This window comes from Roseibium aestuarii, assembly GCF_008477545.1.
Taxonomy (GTDB): domain Bacteria; phylum Pseudomonadota; class Alphaproteobacteria; order Rhizobiales; family Stappiaceae; genus Roseibium; species Roseibium aestuarii.
Genome location: NZ_VORA01000001.1, coordinates 1,419,287 through 1,444,031, shown reverse-complemented (window position 1 = coordinate 1,444,031; position 24,745 = coordinate 1,419,287). Strand labels below are relative to the sequence as shown.

The following is a 24,745-nucleotide window of genomic DNA, read 5'->3' as shown; positions in this document are numbered from 1 at the left end:
AGCGGCCGATGTGATGAGGACGCTCACTGGCGCCCTGCGCAGGTAGTGCGCAAGGTGGGTGAAAAGGAAAGGAGCGGAAGATCTGCAAGACGATCTTCCGCAAACCGGCCGATTGTTAACTCCATTACCTTTCTTTTTTGACCCAACGCCGAATTTCCCTGCTTTTCCGCGTGCCTGTCATTGACACTAGGGCGCAGGACTGTAGGGTGTGCGCCAAATTGCCAAGGTTCTCCCACACCTTGGATTTCGTCATTCCTTTGCATCCGCAAGCAAGAAACCTGGGCCACACGCTCCATGTCATTCAAAACGCTCGGCCTTAGCGAGAAAGTCCTCGAAGCAGTCGAGGCTGCCGGTTACTCCGAACCGACCGCCATTCAGGCAGGCGCAATTCCCTATGTCCTGGAACGCCGCGACGTGCTGGGCATCGCCCAGACCGGAACGGGCAAGACCGCCAGCTTCACGCTGCCCATGCTGACCCTTCTGGAAAAGGGCCGTGCGCGCTCTCGCATGCCGCGCACCCTGATCCTCGAGCCGACCCGCGAGCTGGCTGCCCAGGTCGAGGAAAACTTCGAGAAATACGGCGTCAACCACAAGCTCAACGTGGCCCTGCTGATCGGCGGCGTGTCCTTCGGCGAGCAGGACAAGAAGCTCGACCGCGGCGCTGACGTGCTGATCGCGACCCCGGGCCGCCTGCTCGACCATTTCGAGCGCGGCAAGCTGCTGCTGCAGGGCGTCGAGATCCTGGTGATCGACGAAGCCGACCGCATGCTCGACATGGGCTTCATTCCGGACATCGAGCGCATCTGCAAGCTCATTCCCTTCACCCGCCAGACCCTGTTCTTCTCGGCCACCATGCCGCCGGAGATCCAGCGCCTGACGGAAGCCTTCCTGCAGAACCCGGCCAAGGTCGAAGTCGCACGCACCTCGTCCACGTCCGAGAACGTCTCGCAGCGTCTCAAGGCTGCCGGTTCAGAGGATTACGACAAGCGGGCCGCCCTGCGCGAACTGCTGGAAGGTGCCGAAGACCTGAAGAACGCCATCGTCTTCTGCAACCGCAAGAAGGACATTGCCGTTCTCTTCCGGTCGCTGGAGAAGCACGGCTACAACGTGGGCGCCCTCCATGGCGACATGGACCAGCGCTCGCGCATGATGATGCTGGACAATTTCCGCAAGGGCACCATCACCCTGCTGGTCGCCTCCGACGTCGCCGCCCGCGGCCTCGACATTCCGGATGTGAGCCACGTCTACAACTATGATGTGCCGATCCACGCGGAAGATTATGTGCACCGCATCGGCCGCACCGGCCGCGCGGGCCGCAAGGGCTCTGCCTTCACTATCGTGACCGGCAATGACGAGAAGTATCTGAAGGCCATTGAAGAGCTGACCCAGCAGTCGATCGAATGGATCGGCGATGCGGTCGACTTCGAGGCTGCCGCCGCAGAGCGCAAGGCCCGTCGCAAGCGTGGTCCGAAGGCCGATGCCGAGGGCGACACCGCTGCCTCCGCTCCGGCAGCCAAGCCGCGCAACGCCCGCCGCGGGCGCGGTGCCAAGGCAGCGACTGCCGAGGCCGCACCGGCCGCGGTGGAAGCGCCTGCCGCAGAACCGGTCGTGGATCTGGCAGAAGCGCCCCAGCCCGACGTGCCGCGCAGCAACAGCCGCCGTGGCTCCGGCCGCGCAGCCGCCTCTGCTGCCAACAGCAACCAGCAGTCCGAGGCACGCCAGCCGGCTCAAGCTCAGGCACAGGCTCAGGCCAAGCAGCAGCCTGCTCCGCGCCGCGGCAAGTCCCAGACGCCGGAACCGGCCTTCGGACACGGTGGGCACATCCCGGCCTTCCTGCTGCGCGAGCCGCGGCCGAAGAAGGCTTCCTGAGCCACCGGCGCAGAACAGATTTCCGCAAAGCGAGATCAGTGACGCTGCGGAACATCCTCAGACTTTCAAAAAAGGGGTGCCGTTCATTCGGCACCCCTTTCGCTTTTGTCGGATGCCGGAAGACCATGCGCAGTTCTGCAAGGATGTATCCGGTCAAAAATGAACGTAAAATAAGCGAACCCGGCGCCATGCCGGGAAGAATATGCCGGGAGAGAGGCAGTTTTTTCCCATCTCGCACCTGCGCTTAACGGCACCTTAAGCGTTGAACAGGCATTTTTGACCATGAAAAAGCTGCGGGGTGCAGCGCCGGGTGCAAGCGACTGGTGGGGACCGATGACGGATCTGGATGCGCACAAGCGAACTATCATTTATGGAGACAGCGCCCTCTCCTACATCAAGCGCTATACGCTTCCCGCCGTGCCGCGTGCCTATGAATTCTGGTACACCTATTCCGCCGGATACAATTACGGTCTGAACCGCGCTGTCAACCAGGCTCTCAAGGAGAGCGGCAGCCTGTCCAACGAGGACATGGAAGGCATCTACGGCAAGTATCTGGCGCCGACACGGCTTGGCGACCGGCTGAACGAGGTCGGCACCAAGGTCAGCGCCGAGGTCGAAAACCTGGTCGACACCCTGCGGCACAATGTGGATGCCACCACCGACTACGGCGTCTCGCTGAAGGAAGGTGCCGCGGCCCTGCAGTCGCTGCGTGATCCGAAGATGCTCGAGGCTTTTGTCGGACGCATGACCGAGGCGACCCACACCGCCCTCAAGGCCAATCAGGCGCTGGAGACCCAGCTGCTGGAATCCAAGCGGCAGATCGAGACGCTGCAGGCCAATCTGGAAGCCATCCGCTACGAGTCGCTGACCGACGAGCTGACCACGCTGGGCAACCGCAAGCACTTCGACAACACGCTGGAGAAGGCCGTTGCGCTCGCCAAGGACAGCGCGGCAGGGTTCACCCTGCTCCTGACCGATATCGACCATTTCAAGAAGTTCAACGACACCTTCGGCCACCAGACCGGCGATCAGGTCCTGCGCCTCGTGGCCTTGTCGGTGAAGCAGAACGTCAAGGGCCAGGACACCGCCTGCCGCTATGGCGGCGAGGAATTCGCGATCATCCTGCCCCATTCGCACATGTCGGACGCCATGGAGATCGCCGAGAAGATCCGCCATGCGGTGCGCTCCAAGGAGCTGATCAAGCGGTCCACGGGCGAGAACCTGGGCCGCATCACCATTTCCATCGGCATCGCGACCTACCGTCCGGGTGACACCACCGAGTCGATCGTGGGTCGTGCCGACGAGGCGCTCTACGCCGCCAAGCGCAGCGGCCGCAACAAGGTCTGCACGGAAGCCGATCTCGCGGGCGCGGACAGCAAGAACGCGGTCGCCTGACCGCTCTGGCCTGCCGGCACGAAGGAATTGAAAAGGGTCGCGGCATTTCTGCTGCGACCCCTTTTTCGTTCAGATGACTGTTTCAGCCAAGGTTCTTGAAACCCATCTGCCAGAAATCGGCCTCCAGCCTGGAGGCCTCTGAAAAGATCCGGCGCAACACCGGATAGCGCGCCTCGGTCAGATAGGCAGACGCCGTCTGGTCCATCCAGTCGCAGAAGTCGCGGGCAGCGTTCTGGTAGTCATCGCTGGCATATTCGGCGAACCAGCGCGCGTAGGCAGGCGCGCCATCCGTGCCCTCCGGCACCACGCCGCGATGGCGCGCACCGATCTCCCCGTAGCCAAGGATGCAGGGCGCCAGCGCCACCTGCAGATCGAGCAGATCCCCGCGCAAGCCGCTTTCCAGCACGAAACGGGTGTAAGCGAGGGTTTCGCTTTCCTCGGCGACCGTCTCCAGCTCCTTGCGCGCAATGCCCCATTTGGCGCAGAGCTCGACATGAAGCTCCATTTCCCCTTCGAGGATCGTCTTCAGGCCAGCCATGCCCCGGCGCATGTCGCCGAGGGTCTGGGACTTGTAGATCGCCAGTGCATAGGCCCGCGAGAAATGGATGAGGAAGAGGTAGTCCTGCTTCAGATAGGTGCGGAAGGCGTCAAGTGGAAGCGAGCCGTCGGCCATGCCGCGCACGAAGTCATGATCGACGTAAGCCGCCCACTCGGAGGCGCAATCCGTCTTCAGACGGTCGAAAACGCTCATGGAGCCCCTCAGGCCGGGGTCGACAGCTTGGAGGGGTCGGCCGCCTGAAGCGACACGGATTCCCCGCAGCCGCAGGCAGACACCTCGTTCGGGTTGCGGAAGAGGAAGCCGGAGCGGAACTTCGTCACCTCATAGTCCATTTCCGTGCCGAGCAGGAACAGGACGGCGGAAGGATCGACGAAGAGGCGCGCGCCCTTCTCCTCGATCACGTCGTCACCGGGGCGCGCGGCGTCCACCATTTCCATGGTGTATTCCATGCCGGCGCAGCCGCCCTTCTTGATGCCGACGCGCAGGCCGCCGGCGTCCTTGCCGGAGCCTTCCAGAAGCTCGCGCACCCGCTCTGCGGCCGGGTCGGTCAGGGTCATGACCTGAAACTTGCGTGCTGTCGCCATTGTCGTCTCGCAATCCTTTCAGGGTCCGCGCATCGCGCGGCTCCAGCAGAAGTCGGGAAGCCCCCTGCCCCTTGATATGGAGATCGGAAGCCACCGGTTCCAGTCCGCCCGAGGGCGAACCGGCGCCTGGTCAATACCAGTTGAGGGCTACCTTGGCCTCGTCCGACATGCGTTCCGGCGACCAGGGCGGATCGAAGACCATGGTCACGTCCACGGACTGAACGCCGCCGACGGATTCCACGGCCTGCTGCACCCAGCCCGGCATTTCGCCCGCCACCGGACAGCCCGGCGCGGTCAAGGTCATGTCGATGGCCACCGAGCGGTCATCCTCGATATCGACCTTGTAGATCAGGCCGAGCTCGTAGATGTCGCAGGGGATTTCCGGGTCATAGACCGTCTTGAGGGCGGTGATGATGTCCGCCGTAAGCCGCTCCAGTTCCGCCTGCGGAATGGCGGTCGGGGCTGCCACTTCGGCGCGCAGCTCTTCGCCCGCGGCATTGTGGTCGATGGTGATGGTGTCTTCGCTCATGGTCTCAACTGTCCTGAGAGGACCTTGTTCTCGTCTTGCCGTCCGAATTCTCTGCCTGAATTCTCTGCCTGGCGCGCGGGGCGCTCAGGCGAAGAACGCCTGCGCCCGCACCAGCGCATCATGGAGGACATCGACCTCCGCGCGGGTGTTGTACATGCCGAAGCTTGCCCGACATGTAGAGGTCACGCCGTATCTTGCCAAGAGCGGCTGCGCACAATGGGTGCCTGCGCGCACGGCCACGCCGGCCCGGTCGATGATGGTCGACACGTCATGGGCATGGGCGCCCTTTATCTCGAAGGAGACGATGGCCCCCTTGCCCGGCGCGGTTCCGAAAATGCGCAGGGAGTTGATTTCCGACAGGCGCTGATGGGCATAGGCCGACAGGTCCGCCTCATGGGCGGCGATGCGGTCGCGGCCGACGCTGTCCATGTAGTCGAGTGCCGCGCCCAGACCGATGGCCTGCACGATGGGCGGGGTGCCCGCCTCGAAGCGATGGGGCGGTTCCGCATAGGTGATGCGGTCCTCGGAGACCTCGCCGATCATCTCGCCGCCGCCCATGAAGGGACGCATGGCCTTGAGCTTCTCGGTTTTCGCCCAGAGCACGCCGATGCCGCTCGGACCGTAGACCTTGTGGCCGGTGAAGCAATAATAGTCGCAGCCGATGTCCTGAACGTCGACCGGCATGTGCACGGCGGCCTGGCTGCCGTCGATGAGCACCGGAATGCCGCGCTCATGGGCGATGCGGGTCAGTTCCTTCACCGGCACCACCGTGCCCAGCACGTTGGACATCTGGGTGATGGCCACCAGCTTGGTGCGCTCGGTCAGGGCATCGGCAAAGGCGTCGAGGTCGAAGGAGCCGTCCTCGCGCACATAGACCCACTTCAGCACGGCGCCGTTGCGCTCGCGGTGGAAGTGCCAGGGCACGATGTTGGAGTGGTGCTCCATGATGGAGAGCACGATCTCGTCGCCGGGGCCGAAATGGTCCGGGCCCAGGCCATAGGAGACCAGATTGATCGCCTCAGTGGTCGAGCGGGTGAAGATCACCTCGTCGACGGAGGGAGCATTCAGGAAGCGGCGGACCTTCTCCCGCGCGCCCTCATAGGCATCGGTCGCGGCGTTGGAGAGGAAATGCAGGCCCCGGTGCACATTGGCATATTCCTGGGAATAGGCATGGGTGATCGCGTCGATCACGGCCTTCGGCTTCTGGGCCGAGGCGCCATTGTCGAGATAGACCAGCGGCTTGCCATAGACTTCCCGGGACAGGATCGGGAAATCCTTGCGGATCGCCTCCACGTCATAGGGCCTGTCGAGTTCTGCGGTTGCGACCGTCATTGCCGCCTGCTCCCGTCTGGATTTCTTCTGATGTCGTCATGTGCCGTCCCGGCCTTGAGCCGGGACCGCAAGTCTTGTGGCGCGAGGTCCCGGCGCAAGGCCGGGACTGCGGTGTCAGAAGGCCTCTGCGCCCCCTCCTCCCCCTTGAGGGGGAGAAAGGGGCTGCGGTCTTTGGCTGCTTACGCGCCTGCGAGCCAGTCGCGGACGCGGGTTTCCAGAGCCTCGGTGACGTAGTCTTCCTCGAACTCCTCGATGGCTTCCGACAGGAAGGCCATCACCAGAAGGGTGCGGGCTTCGGCTTCCGGAATGCCGCGGGCGCGGAGGTAGAAGAGCAGGTCCTCGTCGATCTGGCCGCTGGTGGCCCCGTGGGCGCAGAGCACGTCGTCGGCGAAGATTTCCAGCTCCGGCTTGTTGGCCATTTCCGCGCCTTCCCCGAGAAGGAGCGCCTGGGTCATCATCTCGCCGTCGGTCTTCTGGGCGTGCTGGGCCACGTTGATGCGGCCCTGATAGACGCCGCGCGCCTCGTCGTCCAGCACCGTCTTGAAGAACTCGCGAGAGTTGCAATGCGGCACGGCGTGATCGACGATCAGGGTCTGGTCGGCCAATCCGTTGCCGCGCGCCATGGAGACACCATAGAGCTTTGCATCGGAATTCTCACCCGCGAAGGCAACGAACTGCTGGTTGCGGGCAAAGGCCGGACCGGCCATGAAGCCGAGGATCTTGAACAGGGCCTCGCCGCCGACCTTCGCAAGGGTGGTCAGCAGGCGGGCGCCTTCCGAGGCGCCGACGACCAGACGGGTGACGGCCAGGGTGGCCTTGTCGCCGATCTGATAGTCGAAGACCACGTTGCTCTCGCCCGCTCCGGTGGAACCGGCAAAGGTCTCGATGAGCTTCAGGTTGGCACCGGTGCCGACTTCCACCCGGTTGCGGGTGACGATGGCGCCCGCTTCCGTGGACACATGCACCAGCTCGACCGGACGGGAGACCTCGACGCCGTCCTTGACGCTCAGGACGATGCCGCCCTGGACGAAGGCCGTGTTGAGGGCCAGCACGCCATCCTGACTGGCGCTCTTCGGCGTGGCCAGCAGCTCGGCTGCGGTGTCCGCATCGAGTGCGGCTGCGAAATCGCGGATCACGACGCCTTCGGCTTCAAGGGCCGCGACGTCGGAGGCTTCAGCCAGGAAGGAGCCGTTGGCGATGACGAGGCGATAGCGCGTCAGACCGGCGAAGGCTTCGTCCGCGGCCAGCACCGCGCGCACGGCGGCCGCATCGGCCTTCGGCGCCAGGGGGGCAGCGGATTTCATGAAGGCGCGCAGGTCGGAGTACTTGTACTCCTCCACGCGCCGGTGGGGCAGACCACGGGTCTTGATCTGCTCGGCAGCCGCCACGCGCAGGTCCTTGACCGCGGTGGAACCGGCGAGTGCGCCCTTGGCCTCGTCGAAACGGGCCAGCAGGTCGCTTTCCGCCTGGGTGTGGCTGATCTGGGTCGGGGCAGTCATTGTCTGATGATCTCCCTCAGGCTCAGGCTGCTTCGATGTAGTCGGCGTAGCCGTTCTTTTCCAGCTCGAGAGCCAGTTCCTTGCCGCCGGTCTTGACGATGCGGCCCTTGGACAGAACGTGGACGACGTCCGGCACGATGTGGTCGAGCAGGCGCTGGTAGTGGGTGATGACGATCATCGCCCGGCCCGGGTTGCGCAGCTTGTTCACGCCTTCGGACACGATGCGCAGGGCGTCGATGTCGAGGCCGCTATCCGTCTCGTCGAGAACGCAGAGGCTCGGCTCCAGCAGGGACATCTGCAGGATCTCGGCGCGCTTCTTCTCACCGCCGGAGAAGCCGACGTTCAGCGGGCGCTTGAGCATATCCATGGTGACGTTCAGGTCGGCGGCCTTTTCCTTGACCAGCTTCATGAAGTCCGGGATCGACAGCTGGGCAAGACCCTTGGCCTTGCGCTGCGCGTTGAGCGCGGTCTTCAGGAATTCCATGGTGGCGACACCCGGGATTTCGATCGGGTACTGGAAGGCCAGGAAGACGCCGGCAGCGGCGCGCTCGTCCGGCTCCATGTCGAGCAGGTTCTGGCCGTGGAAGATGATCTCGCCTTCGGTGACTTCGTAGTCTTCCTTGCCCGCCAGGATGTAGGACAGAGTGGACTTGCCGGAGCCGTTCGGGCCCATGATCGCGTGGATTTCGCCAGCGTTCACTTTCAGGTCGATGCCGCGCAGGATCTCGGTGCCTTCTTCGGCGATGCGGGCGTGCAGGTTCTTGATCTCAAGCATTTCTATAACCTTCGTCTTTGGCTCGGCTTGCGCTTCGCTGACGGTGGCTCGGCCTAATCGCCGAACCAGCGCCTTCGCATCGCATGAAGGAGAACGGGAAACTGCTCCGCGCTCACCCCGAGCTCAACAACATCCTGAATGGAAATAACGGCGTCGATCGCGCAGGACGGACAGAGCGCGGTAACCTCACGCTCTTCGACTTCGTTACACCATTCCTCAATTTCCTTTGCCAGAAACACCGCCTCACAATGGAAGCAGCCCGCTGGCGTGTTGCTTTGGTAGCGTCGTCGCTGTCGCGTACTCAGCTTGTGCGCGGCAGTGACGATCTGCTTGTCCATTAACCGACGGAGCCTTCCAGGCTGATCGAGATCAGCTTCTGGGCTTCAACGGCGAATTCCATCGGCAGCTGCTGGATCACGTCCTTGACGAAGCCGTTGACGATCAGCGCTACAGCGCCTTCTTCATCAAGACCACGCTGCAGGCAGTAGAACATCTGGTCGTCGGAGATCTTCGAGGTGGTGGCCTCGTGCTCGAAGACGGCCGATGCGTTCTTGCTCTCGATGTAGGGCACGGTGTGGGCGCCGCAGTCCTGACCGATCAGCAGGCTGTCGCACTGGGTGAAGTTGCGGGCGTTGGAGGCCTTGCGGTGGGCGGAGACCAGACCACGGTAGGTATTCTGGGACTTGCCGGCCGAAATGCCCTTGGAGATGATGCGGCTGGACGTGTTCTTGCCCAGATGGATCATCTTGGTGCCGCTGTCGATCTGCTGATAGCCGTTGGAGACGGCGATCGAGTAGAACTCGCCCACGGAGTTGTCACCACGCAGGATGCAGGACGGGTACTTCCAGGTGATCGCCGACCCGGTCTCGACCTGGGTCCAGGAGATCTTGGAGTTCTTGCCCCGGCAGTCGCCGCGCTTGGTGACGAAGTTGTAGATGCCGCCCTTGCCTTCCGAGTCGCCCGGGAACCAGTTCTGGACGGTGGAATACTTGATCTCCGCGTCATCCAGGGCGATCAGCTCAACCACGGCCGCATGCAGCTGGTTCTCGTCGCGCTGGGGGGCCGTGCAGCCTTCCAGATAGGACACGTAAGCGCCCTTGTCGGCGACGATCAGAGTGCGCTCGAACTGACCGGTGTTCTGCTCGTTGATGCGGAAGTAGGTGGACAGTTCCATCGGGCAGCGGACGCCCTCCGGCACATAGACGAAGGAGCCGTCGGAGAAGACGGCGGAGTTCAGCGTCGCGTAATAGTTGTCGGTGACCGGAACCACGGAGCCGAGATACTTCTTCACCAGATCCGGATATTCGCGCAGCGCTTCGGAGATGGAGCAGAAAATGACGCCGGCCTTCTTCAGCTCTTCCTTGAACGTGGTGACCACGGACACGCTGTCGAAGACGGCGTCGACGGCGACCCGGTTCTTCGGCTCGACGCCGGCGAGGATTTCCTGTTCGCGCAGCGGAATGCCCAGCTTCTCGTAGGTCGCGAGCAGCTCCGGATCCACTTCGTCCAGGCTCTTCGGGCCTTCGACGGACTTCGGCGCGGCCCAGTAGTAGAGGGCATCAAAGTCGATCTTCGGGTAGCTGACGCGGGCCCAGTCCGGCTCGGTCATGGTCTGGAAGCGGCGAAGGGCGTCGAGGCGCCACTCGGTCATCCACTCCGGCTCGTTCTTCTTGGCGGACAGGAAGCGAACGGTTTCCTCGCTCAGTCCCTTGGCGCTTCGCTCCGACTCGATGTCGGTGACAAAGCCATACTTATACTGGTCAACATCGATCGCCTTGACCTGATCGATCGTCTCCTGCACAGCCGGCATTTCAACTCTCCGTCCTGCGGCGCCCAGACGGCGCCACCATTTCAAGTGTCACAAGGCCACAGGGCCCTGATCGCGGGGTCACCCTCGGGAGGAAGGTGCATGTCTTTCGGCGCACCAGGCACGCCGGAATTTTAGAACGCTCACGCGGCCCGGGTGCGGGCCTGCGGATTGAGCCGGTCGACCACGCCGGGCCAGACCTCGAGGAACCGGTCCACATCCGCTTCGGTCGTGGACCAGCCCATGGACACGCGCAGCGCGCAGCGAGCTAGATCCTCATCCACCCCCATCGCGCTCAGCACATGGGAGACGGACACCTTGCCGGACGAACAGGCCGAGCCCGACGACAGGCACAGATTGGCCAGATCGAAGGCGATCAGCGCGGTCTCCGCCTTCACGCCCGGCACGGCGAAGCAGCTGGTGTTGGCCAGGCGCGATGCCCCTTGCGAAAAGATCACGGTGCCGGCGCAAACGGCGCGCAGACCCTCTTCCAGCCGGTCGCGCAGTGCGGCAAGGCGTCCTGCCTCGCCGGCTTCCACGGCAGCGTCCTGCGCTGCCACGCCAAGACCCACGGCCCCGGCGACATTTTCCGTGCCCGCCCGGCGCCAGTTTTCCTGTCCGCCACCGGTGAGCAGCGCCGAGGGTACCCGCGCGGTGGAGCGCACCACCATGGCGCCCATACCCTGAGGCCCACCGAACTTGTGAGCAGATAGGGTGATCACGTCGGCCTGCCAGTGCTCGATGTCGATCGGCATGCGCCCGGCGGCCTGGACCGCATCCACATGGAAGAAGGCACCGGCCTCCTTCGCCATGCGGCCGATCTCTGCAATCGGCTGGATCGCGCCGGTCTCATTGTTGGCGGCCATGATCGAGATCAAGGACGGGGTTGCCGTTTTCAGTTTCTCTGCGAGGGTGGGGAGATCCACGACGCCGTTGGCATCGACGGGAATCACTTCCTGCTCGGCGACACGGAACCGGCCACCGGCCACGACGGACGGGTGCTCGCTCGCGCCGCGCAACAGTCGGTCCAGATAGACCGGTTCGCCCTGATCGACCCACGCGGGCGACAGGGCCGTCATGTTGGCTTCGGTGCCGCCGGAGGTGAAGGTCACCGCCCGGTTGCGCGCGCCACACAGACGCGCCACCTGTTCGCGGGCCGCTTCCAGCCGCCCGCGGGCCCGACGCCCCGCACCATGCACCGACGACGCATTGCCCACATCCGCCATCGCCTCGATCATGGCATCGCGCACGGCCGGACGCAGGGGCGCCCCGGCATTGTGATCGAGATAGACGAGAGGAGGCCTTGCCGCCATCGGGACTTTATTCCTGATCCGTCGTGTCGAAACCGCGCGAAAGCCCGCCGACCGGCGGTCATGACTTCCGGCGCTGCGTGAAAAGTCTCGGGCGCGGCGCCGTCACGCTTCACGGAAAGCTTGAAATTTTCCGCGCAGATGACGTAAACGTGCCGAAACTCGGTTTGTCGGCGCGACCGCAGTGCGCGCCGTTCGAATTTCGAATAATTCTAAACAAGGGTTTTAGAAACTCGGAGCCTGATAGTCAAGTTTGGACTTCACAGGTTCGCGTATCAAAATCCCCAGGACAATGGCCGCCTGCGGCCGCAACAACCATAAAAAGGACTGAGCGCCTATGCCTGAGGTGATCTTCAACGGCCCGGCCGGCCGCCTGGAAGGCCGTTTTCATCCCGCCAAGAAGCGCAATGCCCCGATCGCCCTGGTGCTGCATCTGCATCCCCAGTTCGGCGGCACGATGAACAATCAGATCGTCTATCAGATGTATTACATGTTCGCGCAGCGCGGTTTCGCGGTGCTGCGGTTCAACTTCCGGGGCGTCGGCCGGTCCCAGGGGTCCTTCGACCATGGCCAGGGCGAACTGTCGGATGCGGCAGCGGCCCTCGACTGGGTGCAGACCGTGCATCCGGATGCGCGCGCCTGCTGGATTGCCGGCTTCTCCTTCGGCGCCTGGGTCGGCATGCAGCTGCTGATGCGCCGTCCGGAAGTGGAAGGCTTCATCTCCGTCGCGCCCCCGGCGAACCTGCATGACTTCTCCTTCCTCGCCCCCTGCCCCTCCTCGGGCCTGATCGTCCACGGCGAGAACGACAAGGTCGTGCCGCAGAAGGACGTGCAGACCCTGGTGGACAAGCTGAAGACCCAGAAGGGCATCGTGATCAACCACCAGGAGATCCCGGGCGCCAACCACTTTTTCGAAAACCACATGGACGACCTCATCGGCCGCTGCGGCGACTATGTGGACGAGCGTCTGGGCATCACCCCGGCCGATTACGTCGACGTCGGCTGAGCGTCCGGCCAGTTCGAACTTGGAAGAAAGCCCGGCCCCTGCGCCGGGCTTTTTTGCTTTCGGGCGCCCCCCAGATGACCGCAGGCAGCGAAACGGTGGGGCCGGCCTGAGCCAGCCTGCGCGTGCGCCTACGCCTCCCCTTTGTCATCCCCGCGCAGGCGGGGATCCAGTATTCCCGGCGGCGCGGTTGACCCCACAAGCGAGCGACAACGGTTACTGGATCCCGGTCTTGGCCAGAGGCCAAACCGGGATGACGACGGAGGGGACGGCGTGAAAAGGCGAGGATAGAGGAGACGTGCGGTACGGAAGACGTAGCGGAGCGTGGTGGCCGCGATGGGCCCACGTTCGAGGCCAGAACGCAAAAAAGCCCGCAACTTGCGGGCTTTTCTTAAATGCATTTATTAAAGACCGAAGGTCTTACTGACCGGGCGTCCAGGCGTCGTAGTCGCCGGTCACCGTCGGGCGACTTTCCGGTGTCAGGATCGACCCGTGGGGACGATAGGCGGCTGCCGTTCCGGTCAGGTTCGCGTGATGCGGCTTCTGCCAGTGCTTGGCGTGATAGGTCTCGTCGGTCGGCGGGGTATCGACCCGGTGGTGCATCCAGCCGTGCCAGCCCGGAGGAATGGCAGACGCCTCGACCAGGCCGTTGTAGATCACCCAGCGCTTCTTGCCGTTGCGCTCGCGGTAATACTTGTTGCCGAACTCGTCCTCTCCGACGAACTCACCCTTGCGCCAGGTGAAATAGCGGGTGCCCATCGTGCGGCCGTTCCACCAGGTCAAGATTTCGAGCAGGAGGTTTTTCATCGTCCCGACGCGTCCTTCGAGAAAACTCAGATGTTTGACCAAGCGTTTCGCACTCCGACCGGGCCGCGTCAAGCGGCAAGGCGCGGTTTGCGGGGATTTGGCCTCTGCTTCTCACCCGCTCACGTCGCGGCCGCGGCGCGCCAGACTCGTCCCGGCCGAGGCCGTGCAACCGGCCTCCGGTCAGCGGGCGCGACCGGAAATCCGGGAGGGTGCGGCAAAGCTGCCACGAGACCCCTTGCCCGATCCCTTTGAACTTCCCTTTCCGCCCTTCCCGGCGGTCCGGGCACCGGCGGCAGGCGTCGCCTCCGGCTCTGCGGAGCCGCTCATCTGGGGCGCAACGCCCGCAAATTCCTTTTCCACCGCGCCGCGCACCTTCACCAGGTTCTGGACGGAGCGTTCCTGCAGCTGCCGGGCATTGTCGAGGGAGCGGGTGCGTTCCTTCTGGGCGTCCAGCAGCTTGTGAACCCCCTGGATGTTGTAGAAGCCCGAATTGTCGAGCACCAGCGGCCGGCTGTCGGCCATGAGCCAGCGCAGGCGATTGTAAAGGGTCGAGGGCGCGACCGGCTTGACGAGGAGATGATGGGCGCCGGAGCGCAGGGCCCGGTCCACCAGGGCGCGGGTGCCATGGGCGGTGATGAAGAGCAGCGGTACGTAGCAGAGCGGGTCCATGTGCCGATGGCGGATCAGCTTGAGGAGCTGATAGCCGGAGGTCGGCGCCATGCGCCAGTCGGTGAGGATGAGATTCGGCGGCTCGGACACCATGGCCGGTAGCGCCTCGTCGACCGAATCGAAGACGCGCACCCGGGCCACCTTGAAGCTCATCAGGATGGAGCGAAGAATGGACTGCATCGGCTTGCTATCGTCGACGATGACGATGTCGAGATCCTCGATGGCAAGACCGAAGGCCGCGTGGTTTTTCATTGAGCCGCTTTCACTTGAGCTTCCTCTCTGACCACCCTACGCATATTCCCATTAAGGGCCGCCCAAACGGCTGCCGACAATTTGCTTCAAATTTTAACGATCCCACGGCCAGTGAGAATGCGGGCGGTCAAAGGGTCGCAGCGCGCTTGACGACGGACATGGCTGGCGCAATTCTGTGCAAGACTTTCGAGCCTGGCTGTCCGACCTGATCTGCGCCCCGGCACCCTCGATCCGCCCTGCCCGAACCGGCGGTTTCGCTGGAGTTCCGCAGGTTCCCGACCCCGCCCCGACGGCGGGCGACCCGCTCCGATCTCCGGCACGGGACGTTCGGCTTGCACCTTCCACCCTCACTATATTTTGCGATCCGCCCAGTTCCCGACCACAAGAGGTGGAGGAAATGGTCTTGACGGTCGGAAGCTCTTTCCCCTAATTTTCGGTCGTACCCGAGTAACGCGTCTGGAAGCCGACCAGCCGGTCCGGACCTTCCTTCCCAGTTCCAGTCTTCACGGTAAAATCGCCCTCAGGCCGCAAGGCCAGGATGCGCGTTGCCGTGCGCCGGCTTGTGTCTGGCTGCCGCGTCCCTGCCCCCTCCACATCCGGGCAGCGCGTCACCCGCCCCTCGCAAGCGCTTCCGCCGCCGCCACCTGAACATGGGTGCGCCGCTGCGGGAGGGATGATAGAGTTAACCGTTCATAAACCTGTTGATGGACACCATATCTAGTAGCAACGACACGCCCATCTACCAGATAATGATTTAACACCAGTTCACTCCCCAAGGGTGGACCGCAAGGACCCGTCGCTGAGACGGGCGGGACTGCAAGAGCGGGCCGCAGACCTTCGGGAGCGGCCCGGAACGCGAGGAACAGGCATCGGCCGGCCACAGGGGCATCAGCGTGCGGGCTGCCGACCAGAGATCTTTGAGGGGATACGGAATGCGGATTGAGCGGCGCTATACCCAGGACGGACAATCGCCCTATGCAGCAGTCGAGTTCCGGACCGCGACGAGCGAGATCCGCAACCCGGACGGTTCCATCGTGTTCCGGCTGGAGAATATCCAGGTCCCGGCCCAGTTCTCGCAGGTTGCCGCCGACATTCTGGCGCAGAAGTATTTCCGCAAGGCCGGCGTTCCGGCCCGCCTGAGGGCTGTGGAGGAAAACACCGTTCCCTCCTGGCTGTGGCGTCACGAGGCCGATGAGGCCGCCCTTGCCGCCCTGCCCGAGGACGAGCGCTTCGGCTCGGAAATCGATGGCCGCCAGGTCTTCGACCGTCTCGCCGGCACCTGGACCTACTGGGGCTGGAAGGGCGGCTATTTCGACCGGGAGGAAGACGCCCAGGCCTTCTATGACGAGCTGCGCTACATGCTGGCGACCCAGAAGGTGGCGCCGAACTCGCCGCAGTGGTTCAACACCGGCCTGCACTGGGCCTATGGCATCGACGGCCCGAGCCAGGGCCATCATTACGTCGACTTCCAGACCGGCGAGCTGGTGAAGTCCGCCTCCGCCTACGAGCATCCGCAGCCGCATGCCTGCTTCATCCAGTCCGTGCAGGATGATCTGGTCAACGAAGGCGGCATCATGGACCTGTGGGTGCGCGAGGCGCGCCTGTTCAAATATGGCTCGGGCACCGGCTCGAACTTCTCTCACGTGCGCGGCGAAGGCGAACGGCTGGCGGGCGGCGGCAAGTCCTCCGGCCTGATGAGCTTCCTCAAGATCGGCGACCGGGCAGCGGGCGCTATCAAGTCCGGCGGCACCACCCGGCGTGCGGCCAAGATGGTCGTCGTCGACGTGGACCATCCGGATATCGAGGACTACATCAACTGGAAGGTGAAGGAAGAGCAGAAGGTTGCCGCCCTCGTCACCGGATCGAAGATCTGCCAGAAGCACCTGAACCTGATCATGAAGGCCTGCGTCAATTGCGAGGCCGACAAGGGAGAGTGCTTCGACCCGGCCAAGAACCCGGCGCTGAAGCGCGAGATCCGGGCCGCCAAGAAGATGCTGGTGCCCGACAACTACATCCAGCGCGTGATCCAGTTTGCCCGCCAGGGCTTCACCAAGATCGAATTCCCCACCTACAACACGGACTGGGATTCGGAAGCCTATCTGACCGTGGCCGGCCAGAACTCCAACAATTCGGTGCGCGTGACCGACGGCTTCCTGAAGGCCGTGCTCGACGATGGCGACTGGGAACTGACCGCCCGGCGCGACGGCAAGGTGCTGAAGACGCTGAAGGCAAAGGAACTGTGGGAGCAGATCGGCTATGCCGCCTGGGCCTCCGCCGATCCGGGGCTGCAGTATCACACCACCATCAACGACTGGCACACCTGCCCGGCGTCCGGCGAGATCCGCGCCTCCAACCCCTGCTCGGAATACATGTTCCTGGACGACACGGCCTGCAACCTGGCGTCCCTGAACCTGATGCAGTTCCGCCGCGCCGACCGGTCCTTCGACGTGGAGGCCTATGAGCATGCGGTGCGTCTGTGGACCATCGTGCTGGAAATCTCCGTGCTGATGGCCCAGTTCCCCTCCAAGGAAATCGCCGAGCTTTCCTACAAGTTCCGCACCCTGGGGCTCGGCTATGCCAATATCGGCGGGTTGCTGATGACCTCCGGCATTTCCTATGACAGCGACGAGGGCCGGGCGCTCTGCGGGGCGCTGAGCGCCATCATGACCGGTGTCTGCTATGCCACCTCGGCCGAAATGGCCGGAGAGCTCGGCGCCTTCCCGGGCTATGCGGACAATGCGCCGCACATGCTGCGGGTGATCCGCAACCACCGCCGTGCCGCCCACGGGGAGACCAGCGGCTACGAGGGTCTGTCGACCCTGCCCGTTGCCCTCGACCATGCCTCCTGCCCGGACAAGACCCTCATCGAGCGGGCAAAGCTCTCCTGGGACAAGGCGCTGGAGCTGGGCGAAAAGCACGGCTATCGCAACGCCCAGGTCTCGGTGATCGCGCCGACGGGCACCATCGGCCTGGTGATGGACTGCGACACCACGGGCATCGAGCCGGACTTCGCCCTGGTGAAGTTCAAGAAGCTGGCCGGCGGCGGCTATTTCAAGATCATCAACCGGGCCGTGCCGGAAGCGCTCGAGGTGCTCGGCTATTCCCCGTCCCAGATCGCCGAGATCGAGGCCTATGCGGTGGGCCACGGCTCGCTGGAACAGGCGCCGGCCATCAATCCGGGCAGCCTCAAGGCCAAGGGCTTCACCGAGGAGAGCCTTGCCAAGCTGAAGGGCGCGCTGAAGTCGGCCTTTGACATCAAGTTCGTCTTCAACCGCTGGACCCTGGGCGACGACCAGATGGCCGCCCTCGGCGTCTCCGCTGAGCAGCTGGAGGATGGCGCCTTCGAGCTGCTGCCCTTCCTCGGCTTCTCCAGGTCCGAGATCGAGGCCGCCAACACCCATGTCTGCGGGGCGATGACGCTGGAAGGCGCGCCCTTCCTGAAGGCCGAGCACCTGCCGGTCTTCGACTGCGCCAACCCCTGCGGCAAGATCGGCAAGCGCTTCCTCTCGGTGGAAAGCCACATCCGCATGATGGCCGCCGCCCAGCCCTTCATCTCGGGCGCGATCTCCAAGACGATCAACATGCCCAATGATGCCACGGTGAAGGACTGCGAAGAGGCCTACATGCTGTCGTGGAAGCTGGCGCTGAAGGCCAATGCGCTCTACCGCGACGGGTCCAAGCTGTCCCAGCCCCTCAACGCCCAGCTTCTGGCCGACGAGGACGAAGACGAGGACGAGGCCGTCGAGACCCTGGCCGCCAGGCCCATGGCGGCGCGGGCCGAGGTGGTGGCCGAACGCATCGTGGAGCGGATCGTGGAGCGGGCCGTGCGCGCCCAGGAAAAGCTGCCGACCCGGCGCAAGGGCTACACCCAGAAGGCCAAGATCGGCGGGCACACCATCTTCCTGCGCACCGGCGAATATGACGACGGGCGCCTGGGCGAGATCTTCCTCGACATGAACAAGGAAGGCTCGGCCCTGCGTGCCTTCATCAACAACTTCGCCATTTCCGTCTCGCTCGGCCTGCAATACGGGGTGCCGCTGGAGGAATATGTCGACGCCTTCACCTTCACCAAGTTCGAGCCGGCGGGCATGGTCCAGGGCAATGACGCCATCAAGAACGCCACGTCGATCCTCGACTATGTGTTCCGCGAGCTCGCCGTCTCCTATCTCGGCCGGCATGATCTCGCCCATGTTCCGCCGGAGCGGTTCGGCTCCACCGGCACGGTGACGGCGGCCGGCTCCGATCCGGTGAAGGACAGCGGCGTGGTCTCCCACGGGCTGGTGCGCGGGCAGACGGAGCGGTTCCGCCTGATCTCGGCCACCGAACCGGCCGGCACGCTGACCCAGGCCGTCGCTGGCCAGACGCTCTCCTCCCCTGCCCTGCAGACCTCGGCGGTGGCCACCGCCTTTGCCCGCTCGGCAGAGGTGACCAGCGTCAAGGTGGAAACGTCGGTGGGTACGGCGAGCGCGCCGAAATCCTCCACCGCCCAGCAGATCGCCCAGGCGCGGATGAAGGGCTACGAGGGGGAAAGCTGCCCGGAATGTGCCAATTTCACCATGGTGCGCAACGGCACCTGCCTGAAATGCGACACCTGCGGCTCCACCAGCGGCTGCAGCTGAGCGGCGGGGTTAACGTGGTCCCGGATCGCACAGGATGAGCGATCTGGGGCAATAGGCGGCTCAAACGGGCCTGGAAAACGGAAAAACCCGCGCGATCAGAGAGGATCGGGCGGGTTTTTGTTTGTTTAGGTGGGAACAGAAAACGTACGGTTATGATCGATCAAGCGAGATGAAAATAAAAATATATCAACCATTAAGTCTTCAATTTCTAAGCTTAATTTTTTCAGAGTTCCGCTTATAAGATTCAGTTGATGCGGCATTTTCAAGATCTGTTTTATATTCTCGCATTATTTTAAGAATTTCATCAAGAAGAACACCGAACTCAGAACCACCGATATCGATAAACTCTCCATGCGCGATCCTGTTACGCCTATGAACCAAGCTTTCGTCGATCAGGTTGTATCGCGAGATGTATCTGCCGAGATCGATGTCCAACGACAACGCAATATTACTGAAAACTTTTGAAGTTAAGTTAGATTCTGTGTTTATTGCAGAACCTAGCTTTAATTTAGACCGACTCTCAAGCTCAGCTAGAATAAAATCAAATGCATCAATATTGGCCGAAGACTGGCGAGATTGTGCTAGCGTCTGCAGCTTGGATTTTAACCCAAAAACGGAAAAACACGACTTTAACTCGCTGTATTTAAGTCCACGGCTATCGACAAACCTAAGATACATTTCGGAGGAGGCTTTTATGAACCCCTCCCAATGAGCATACAATAACGCGACCCCAGCCCTGATAAAATGGCGACGCTCAGGGCCATTAGTTTTCGCCGCGACGCTGAACGCTTTGACTTCCTTAACTCGCCACGCCATTTCCTGGTCTAACGCGTCTTGCAGCTGGTCGAGGGTACGGATATCCGCCACGGCCATCCCTCACTGCTGAAAAACTTCGGTCGCCAAAGGCAGTAGTCTCGATAACCGTGTTGTCCCGCGAACACCAGCGCCAGAATTCTGCGAGAAAATTTCGTTCCGCCAAAGGTTTTTTGCCCTGCTCGAAATGAAGGTGTTGCGTTCCTCGTCTGTCATCTGCCGCATCACCTCTAGGTTATCAGCAACTCCCTTCGATATGACCTCGAAAACCGACATCAGAAACTTCCCGCTGAAGATATTGCCATTCCACCGCTTAAATGCATCTGAACCAAGGGCATCGTTTATGTACTGAAAAGTAAGGTTAAACTCCTCACCTCGGGTGTGAAGGTCGAAGGTGCCGTCGCTGGCCATTGTGATCAGCGCTTGGTCCAAATACTCGTGAACATCCAATCCTGACTGGTACGGAACGTTCCGGAACGCGTGGAACCGCAATACCAGCTCAACCCCAGCTTGAGACTTTAGAGCTGCTTCAGTTTGCTGGGTTGTGGTGATGAAATTTGGGTCATTCGCTAGGTCGATCATCCAGTCATAGAACGGCCGGTTGATCGAAACAGCCATGCTATTTCTGACTTCCTGTTCGGAAAGGCCAACCCCCCCGGTGTTGAGGCGCTGGAACAACTCGAACTTGGCCGCAGCATCGCTTTCGGCTTTCAGGATTTCGACCCGCACCCGCGCGCGCTTGATTTCAATTTGAAGCGCTGTCCCAAGTCCGTCACCCGCATCAGGTGCGCTTTCTTTCCAGCGCTTACCGTTCAAACTCGGCAGCAACCGGGTACCATTCAGAACCAACGCCCCCTTAGCTTCGGCGACCTCACCTTTCAACTCACCGACTAGCTGCAAAACAGTAGATATGCGTTGCAGACCATCGACAAGCTCCCACACGCCGTTGTCCTTTTGCGACACGAAAATCGACGGAATGGGAATACCCAATATGATCGATTCAATGAACCGCGTCTTCCTTTCGTCGTCCCACCTAAAAAGTCGCTGAAAGACTGGGTCGATAAGGAGCTCCTCATCACGATAAAGGTTGAGGATTTCTCCTAGGGACATATCGTAGCCATCAGTGACCACGTTCTTCCGCGCAGCCTGGACCTCTTCCGAAAGCGACAAGATTCTCTCCATACGTCTCAGCAATAGATTTAGGCATCTATTACCACCAGGAGTGGGTCCTCCTCAAGAAATATGCGGGGTGGATTCCAAGGGATCAAATGAATTTAAGCGGCTAAGCCTACAGAGTCGATGAGCTCAATGACAAGCTTGGTTGGCTATGAAAAGTCACCAAAAACTGCTCCCAGCCCGCCGCTCACCGCCGCTCCTTCCCCCTACTTCACCTCACCTTCGTCATCCCGGACGAGGGCCCGCCCGAAGATCCGGGATCGGTGAGCCGGGGCGCTGGAGGCTTCTACATTCACGAGAGGCTTCTGCCTCACCGGTCCCGGCTCGCGCTGCGCTTGGCCGGGATGACGATGGAGAGGGAAAGGTGCGGGTAGAGAGGCCGCACCAACCTCGCCGGTCAGCCGATGCGGATCGACTTGACGTTGACGAATTCCTTCAGGCCTTCCGGGCCGTGTTCGCGGCCGTAACCCGAGGTCTTCACCCCGCCGAAGGGCATGGCGGGCGAGGCCACGTTGAAGGTGTTGATGAAGACCATCCCCGTGTCGAAATACTCGGCGGCGAGGAGGCGGGCCCGCTCCACATCGCGGCTGAAGATGCCGCCGCCAAGGCCATAGCGGCTGCTGTTGGCGATGCGCAGGGCGTCCATGTCGTCCCGGGCCTTGATGATGGCCGCGGCCGGGCCGAAGAGCTCGTCCTCATAGGCCGGCTGGCCCGGGGCCACGTCGGCAAGCACGGTGGCGGGATAGAACCAGCCCTCGCGGTCCGGGATCTCGCCGCCGACGACCAGGCGGGCGCCCTTGTCGATGCTCTCTCGCACCTGCTCGTGCAGGGTGTCGCGCTGCTTCTTCGTCACCATCGGGCCGAGCTGGGTGGCCTCGTCGGACGGGTCGCCCATGCGGATGGCCTCGAACTTCTCCGCATAGGCCTTGAGGAAGGCGTCGTGGTTCTGCTCGGTCACGATGAACCGCTTGGCATTCACGCAGGTCTGGCCGTTGTTGTAGAGGCGGCCCTGAACGCAGGTCTCCACCGCAAGCTCCAGATCCGCATCGTCGAACACCAGATAGGCATCGTTGGAGCCGAGCTCCAGCACGGTCTTCTTGACGAGCTCCGCCGCCCTGGCGCCCACGGCGCGGCCGGCCCGGTCGCTGCCGGTGAGCGTAACACCGCGGATCCGGTCGTCCTCGAGGATCCGGTCGGACTGGTCGTGGGAAATGAGCAGCACGCCGAAGAGGCCCTTGGGCAGACCGGCACGCTCATAAAGGTCACGCAGGAAGAGGCCGCTACCGGTGCAGGGCTCGGCGTGTTTCAGCAGCACCCCGTTGCCGGCCATCAGGCTGGCGATGGAATAGCGCACGGCCTGGTAAGCCGGGAAGTTCCAGGGCTGGATGCCATAGACCACGCCGATGGGCGAATGGGTGACGTAAGCCGTGCCGCTGTCGACCTCGCGCTCCTCGTCGGCCAGCGCGTCCGGGCCGATCTTTGCGGTGTAGTCGCAGATGGCGGCACAGAGATCCACCTCGCTGCGGCTGTCCTTCAGCAGCTTGCCGACTTCATCGGTCATGAGACGGGCGAAATCGTCCTTCGAGCGGCGCAGCTCCGCTCCGATGGCGGCGATCACCCCTGCCCGCTCCTCCAGGCTTTTCAGGCGCCAGTCCAGGAACGCGGTGTGCGAGGCCTCGACCACCGCGGTGGCTTCTGCGTCAGACATGAGCGGATAGGTGTCGATGACCTGTTCGGTGAGCGGATTGGTGGTCTTCAGAGGTCCGGACATGGTGTGATCTTTCTTGTCTTTTCTCGTCTTGGGAAAATGGGTGGGGCGGTGCGGGGTCAGCCGTGGGTGGCGCGGTGGCGGGAGAGCGTCTTCTCCACATCGGCGAGGCTCGCAAGGATCTCCTCGCGCCAACCCTCCGGCGGCAAGTGGCGAGTTGCTGAATGGGCGGCGCAGACGATGGGCGTTCCGGCCCAGATCGCGGCGAGATCCCGGGCCCAGCGGGCATAGGCATCCGCAGCCCCTTCCCTCTTCTGCAGAGCCTTGGCAAGCTGGGGGTGGAAGCGGAGCCGGGACTGGGGAAGCAGTCGTCCAAGCAGGCCGGGTGCGGCAAAGACGTTGAGCGTGTCGTCCACGTGGACGATGCGGCTTTGCCGGTGACGCACAAGCACGGAGGCCACGTGAACGCTGTCGTCGGCGCAGATGAAGTCCACACCGGCGGGCACCGAGAAGTCCAGATCCCCGGCAAACTCCTGCTGCAGGGAGGCGTCCTCAATCAGGCCCGGATCCCAGGGCAGATCAGGCAGTTGCGCGTGGTGACGCCGCGTCCCGATCAGGCGAGCATGGGGCAGCAGCTTGTGGGCCGCGTGGCAGTGGAGCGTGTGAAAGGGGTGGACGTTGAGGATCGCCTCCACCGCCCGGCCGCCATCGGTCAGCGCCAGCAGGGCCTCGCGGTCGCTCTCGTCCAGTTCATAGCTGTCGAGCAGGAGGAACCGGCCACTCTCCCGGCGGACGAGGGACATGTGCGTGCCGAGGTTCAGCACCCGGGCGATCCGCAGATCGCCGCGAAAATTCCAGAAGTTGTCGGCCAGTTGCCTCATGTTGCGGCTTTCCCACGTTCCTGCTTGGTCGAGCGGAGCGTCGAGCTCCAGTCTACCAATGCGCGGGCGCCCGCTCTGTTCCCTCGACCGTCAGAGCACAGTCAAAATTCCGCGTTGTTTCAGGGCGTTGGAGAGGAAGATCCGTTCAGGCCCGACGGGAAAGACCGCGCTGTGCCCTCAGGCTGTCGGCTCCAGTGCACCGGTGAGGACAGAGGCGGTCGACGGGGTGGCAGGCGTGGAGGCAGGCATCGTCGCGGACGGTCCGGCCTCCTCCCCCAGGCCCAGCAGCTCGGGCCAGACGGGGGCGCTGGCGCGCGAGAACACCTGGATATGGCCGAGGCGGCGCAGACCGTGGGCTTGCGGGTCGAGGATCCGGTAGGCGACCCGCTCGGCCGGGAAACAGTCCGCATAGCGGCGGCAGGCGGCGGGCGGCACCACCGGATCGTCAGCCATGGTCAGCACCCGCAGGGCCGGCGTCACCCGCTCATAATCGGGATGGGGCAGCAGCGAGCCGAAATCGTGAGAATAGAAGCCGTGCCGGGTGCACCAGCGCCGCCACTGCCAGTAAACGCCCTTGGGCAGATCCGCGCCAAGCGCCAGATGGCGGCCGGGCAGATAGCCTGTCAGCGCAATGCCGACGGGACCGAGCAGATACCAGAAGGCCAGCGCCAGAGGCCGGTAGCTCCAGGGATGATCGCTCACATGGCCGACCCCGGCGCCGACCGTGGTGATGCAGTCGACGCGCGGATCGGGCACGCGGAAGGAGAAGCCCAGGCCGCCGAGGGAATGACCGATGATCCGCAAGGAACCTTCCGGCGCAAGGCGGGCCAAGGCCTGCTCGGCCGCCTGCTGGTCGCTCAGCATCCAGTCGATGAAGGTGGCGCGGCTCCGGCGCAAGGGGCCGGTGCCAGACTCCCCGAAGTCCCGGTAGTCATAGGTCAGGGTGGCCACACCCCGGCTAGCGGCCCATTCCGCAAAGGGGCGATAATAGAGCTGGGGAACGCCGGTTGCGCCATGAAGCACCTGATGGGCGCGCAAGGGGCCGACCGGCCGGTAGAGCCGGGCCGCAAGCAGGGCACCCTCCGCCTCGATCGTCATGCGCTCCATGTAATGCTCCATCTCCGCCTCCCCTGCCCGTCGCGGCCCATCAGCCCTGAT

The 24,745-nt window shown here is 63.2% G+C and carries 20 protein-coding genes; 4 read left to right on the top strand and 16 right to left on the bottom strand.

The window, feature by feature from the left end:
* Positions 1-294: 294 nt before the first annotated feature.
* Together FR728_RS06170 and FR728_RS06165 are read left to right on the top strand one after the other, a co-directional pair.
* Complete coding sequence (locus FR728_RS06170; RefSeq protein WP_149891711.1) at positions 295-1,869, top strand: DEAD/DEAH box helicase; 1,575 nt, start codon at positions 295-297, stop codon at positions 1,867-1,869.
* A gap of 282 nt (positions 1,870-2,151) precedes the next feature.
* Complete coding sequence (locus FR728_RS06165; protein ID WP_208998673.1) at positions 2,152-3,264, top strand: GGDEF domain-containing protein; 1,113 nt, start codon at positions 2,152-2,154, stop codon at positions 3,262-3,264.
* Positions 3,265-3,346: 82 nt separating this feature from the next.
* Here the strand turns inward: FR728_RS06165 and tenA are convergent, their stop codons facing one another.
* The 9 genes from tenA to FR728_RS06120 form a co-directional block, all read right to left on the bottom strand.
* On the bottom strand, positions 3,347-4,015 hold the full coding sequence (tenA, locus tag FR728_RS06160; RefSeq protein ID WP_149891710.1) for a thiaminase II: 669 nt from the start codon (positions 4,013-4,015) through the stop codon (positions 3,347-3,349).
* Positions 4,016-4,023: 8 nt separating this feature from the next.
* Positions 4,024-4,407 (bottom strand): Fe-S cluster assembly scaffold SufA, encoded by a 384-nt coding sequence (gene sufA, locus FR728_RS06155; RefSeq protein ID WP_149891709.1) that lies wholly within the window; start codon positions 4,405-4,407, stop codon positions 4,024-4,026.
* Between the two features lie 130 nt (positions 4,408-4,537).
* Positions 4,538-4,936 carry an SUF system Fe-S cluster assembly protein gene (locus FR728_RS06150; RefSeq protein ID WP_149891708.1) on the bottom strand — a complete coding sequence of 133 codons (399 nt, stop codon included), beginning with the start codon at positions 4,934-4,936 and terminating at the stop codon, positions 4,538-4,540.
* An 84-nt stretch (positions 4,937-5,020) separates the two neighbouring features.
* Positions 5,021-6,268: a cysteine desulfurase gene (locus tag FR728_RS06145; protein ID WP_149891707.1), complete on the bottom strand. Its 1,248-nt coding sequence runs from the start codon at positions 6,266-6,268 to the stop codon at positions 5,021-5,023.
* Positions 6,269-6,447: 179 nt separating this feature from the next.
* Positions 6,448-7,767, bottom strand: a complete 1,320-nt coding sequence (gene sufD, locus FR728_RS06140) for a Fe-S cluster assembly protein SufD (protein ID WP_149891706.1) — start codon at positions 7,765-7,767, stop codon at positions 6,448-6,450.
* Between the two features lie 22 nt (positions 7,768-7,789).
* Positions 7,790-8,542: a Fe-S cluster assembly ATPase SufC gene (gene sufC, locus FR728_RS06135; RefSeq protein ID WP_149891705.1), complete on the bottom strand. Its 753-nt coding sequence runs from the start codon at positions 8,540-8,542 to the stop codon at positions 7,790-7,792.
* A 53-nt stretch (positions 8,543-8,595) separates the two neighbouring features.
* A complete protein-coding gene (locus FR728_RS06130) occupies positions 8,596-8,880 on the bottom strand; it encodes a cytoplasmic protein (protein ID WP_149891704.1) in 285 nt (94 codons plus the stop codon).
* Complete coding sequence (gene sufB, locus FR728_RS06125) at positions 8,880-10,352, bottom strand: Fe-S cluster assembly protein SufB (protein WP_149891703.1); 1,473 nt, start codon at positions 10,350-10,352, stop codon at positions 8,880-8,882. Before sufB ends, FR728_RS06130 begins: the two co-directional genes overlap by 1 nt.
* Positions 10,353-10,492: 140 nt before the next feature.
* A complete protein-coding gene (locus FR728_RS06120; protein WP_149891702.1) occupies positions 10,493-11,662 on the bottom strand; it encodes a cysteine desulfurase family protein in 1,170 nt (389 codons plus the stop codon).
* 334 nt (positions 11,663-11,996) lie between these two features.
* Here FR728_RS06120 and FR728_RS06115 point away from each other — a divergent pair, with 334 nt between their 5' ends.
* Positions 11,997-12,665 carry an alpha/beta hydrolase gene (locus FR728_RS06115; protein WP_149891701.1) on the top strand — a complete coding sequence of 223 codons (669 nt, stop codon included), beginning with the start codon at positions 11,997-11,999 and terminating at the stop codon, positions 12,663-12,665.
* Positions 12,666-13,082: 417 nt separating this feature from the next.
* On the opposite strand, the gene FR728_RS06110 is transcribed toward FR728_RS06115, so the two are convergent.
* Both FR728_RS06110 and FR728_RS06105 read right to left on the bottom strand, forming a co-directional pair.
* A complete protein-coding gene (locus tag FR728_RS06110; RefSeq protein ID WP_149891700.1) occupies positions 13,083-13,469 on the bottom strand; it encodes an NADH:ubiquinone oxidoreductase subunit NDUFA12 in 387 nt (128 codons plus the stop codon).
* A 180-nt stretch (positions 13,470-13,649) separates the two neighbouring features.
* Positions 13,650-14,390 carry a response regulator gene (locus FR728_RS06105; RefSeq protein WP_149891699.1) on the bottom strand — a complete coding sequence of 247 codons (741 nt, stop codon included), beginning with the start codon at positions 14,388-14,390 and terminating at the stop codon, positions 13,650-13,652.
* A 932-nt stretch (positions 14,391-15,322) separates the two neighbouring features.
* Between FR728_RS06105 and FR728_RS06100 the strand changes: the two genes are divergently transcribed.
* The gene (locus FR728_RS06100) at positions 15,323-19,009 is read left to right on the top strand and encodes a vitamin B12-dependent ribonucleotide reductase (RefSeq protein ID WP_149891698.1); all 3,687 of its coding nucleotides are present in this window, start codon (positions 15,323-15,325) and stop codon (positions 19,007-19,009) included.
* Between the two features lie 201 nt (positions 19,010-19,210).
* On the opposite strand, the gene FR728_RS06095 is transcribed toward FR728_RS06100, so the two are convergent.
* From FR728_RS06095 to FR728_RS06075, 5 genes are all read right to left on the bottom strand, one after another.
* The gene (locus tag FR728_RS06095) at positions 19,211-19,882 is read right to left on the bottom strand and encodes an MAE_28990/MAE_18760 family HEPN-like nuclease (RefSeq protein ID WP_244304389.1); all 672 of its coding nucleotides are present in this window, start codon (positions 19,880-19,882) and stop codon (positions 19,211-19,213) included.
* A 3-nt stretch (positions 19,883-19,885) separates the two neighbouring features.
* Positions 19,886-20,992 carry a DUF262 domain-containing protein gene (locus FR728_RS06090; protein WP_149891697.1) on the bottom strand — a complete coding sequence of 369 codons (1,107 nt, stop codon included), beginning with the start codon at positions 20,990-20,992 and terminating at the stop codon, positions 19,886-19,888.
* Between the two features lie 403 nt (positions 20,993-21,395).
* On the bottom strand, positions 21,396-22,769 hold the full coding sequence (locus tag FR728_RS06085; protein WP_149891696.1) for an NAD-dependent succinate-semialdehyde dehydrogenase: 1,374 nt from the start codon (positions 22,767-22,769) through the stop codon (positions 21,396-21,398).
* Between the two features lie 56 nt (positions 22,770-22,825).
* Complete coding sequence (locus FR728_RS06080) at positions 22,826-23,587, bottom strand: hypothetical protein (RefSeq protein ID WP_149891695.1); 762 nt, start codon at positions 23,585-23,587, stop codon at positions 22,826-22,828.
* Between the two features lie 177 nt (positions 23,588-23,764).
* Positions 23,765-24,706 carry an alpha/beta hydrolase family protein gene (locus FR728_RS06075; protein ID WP_188318805.1) on the bottom strand — a complete coding sequence of 314 codons (942 nt, stop codon included), beginning with the start codon at positions 24,704-24,706 and terminating at the stop codon, positions 23,765-23,767.
* Positions 24,707-24,745 lie beyond the last annotated feature (39 nt).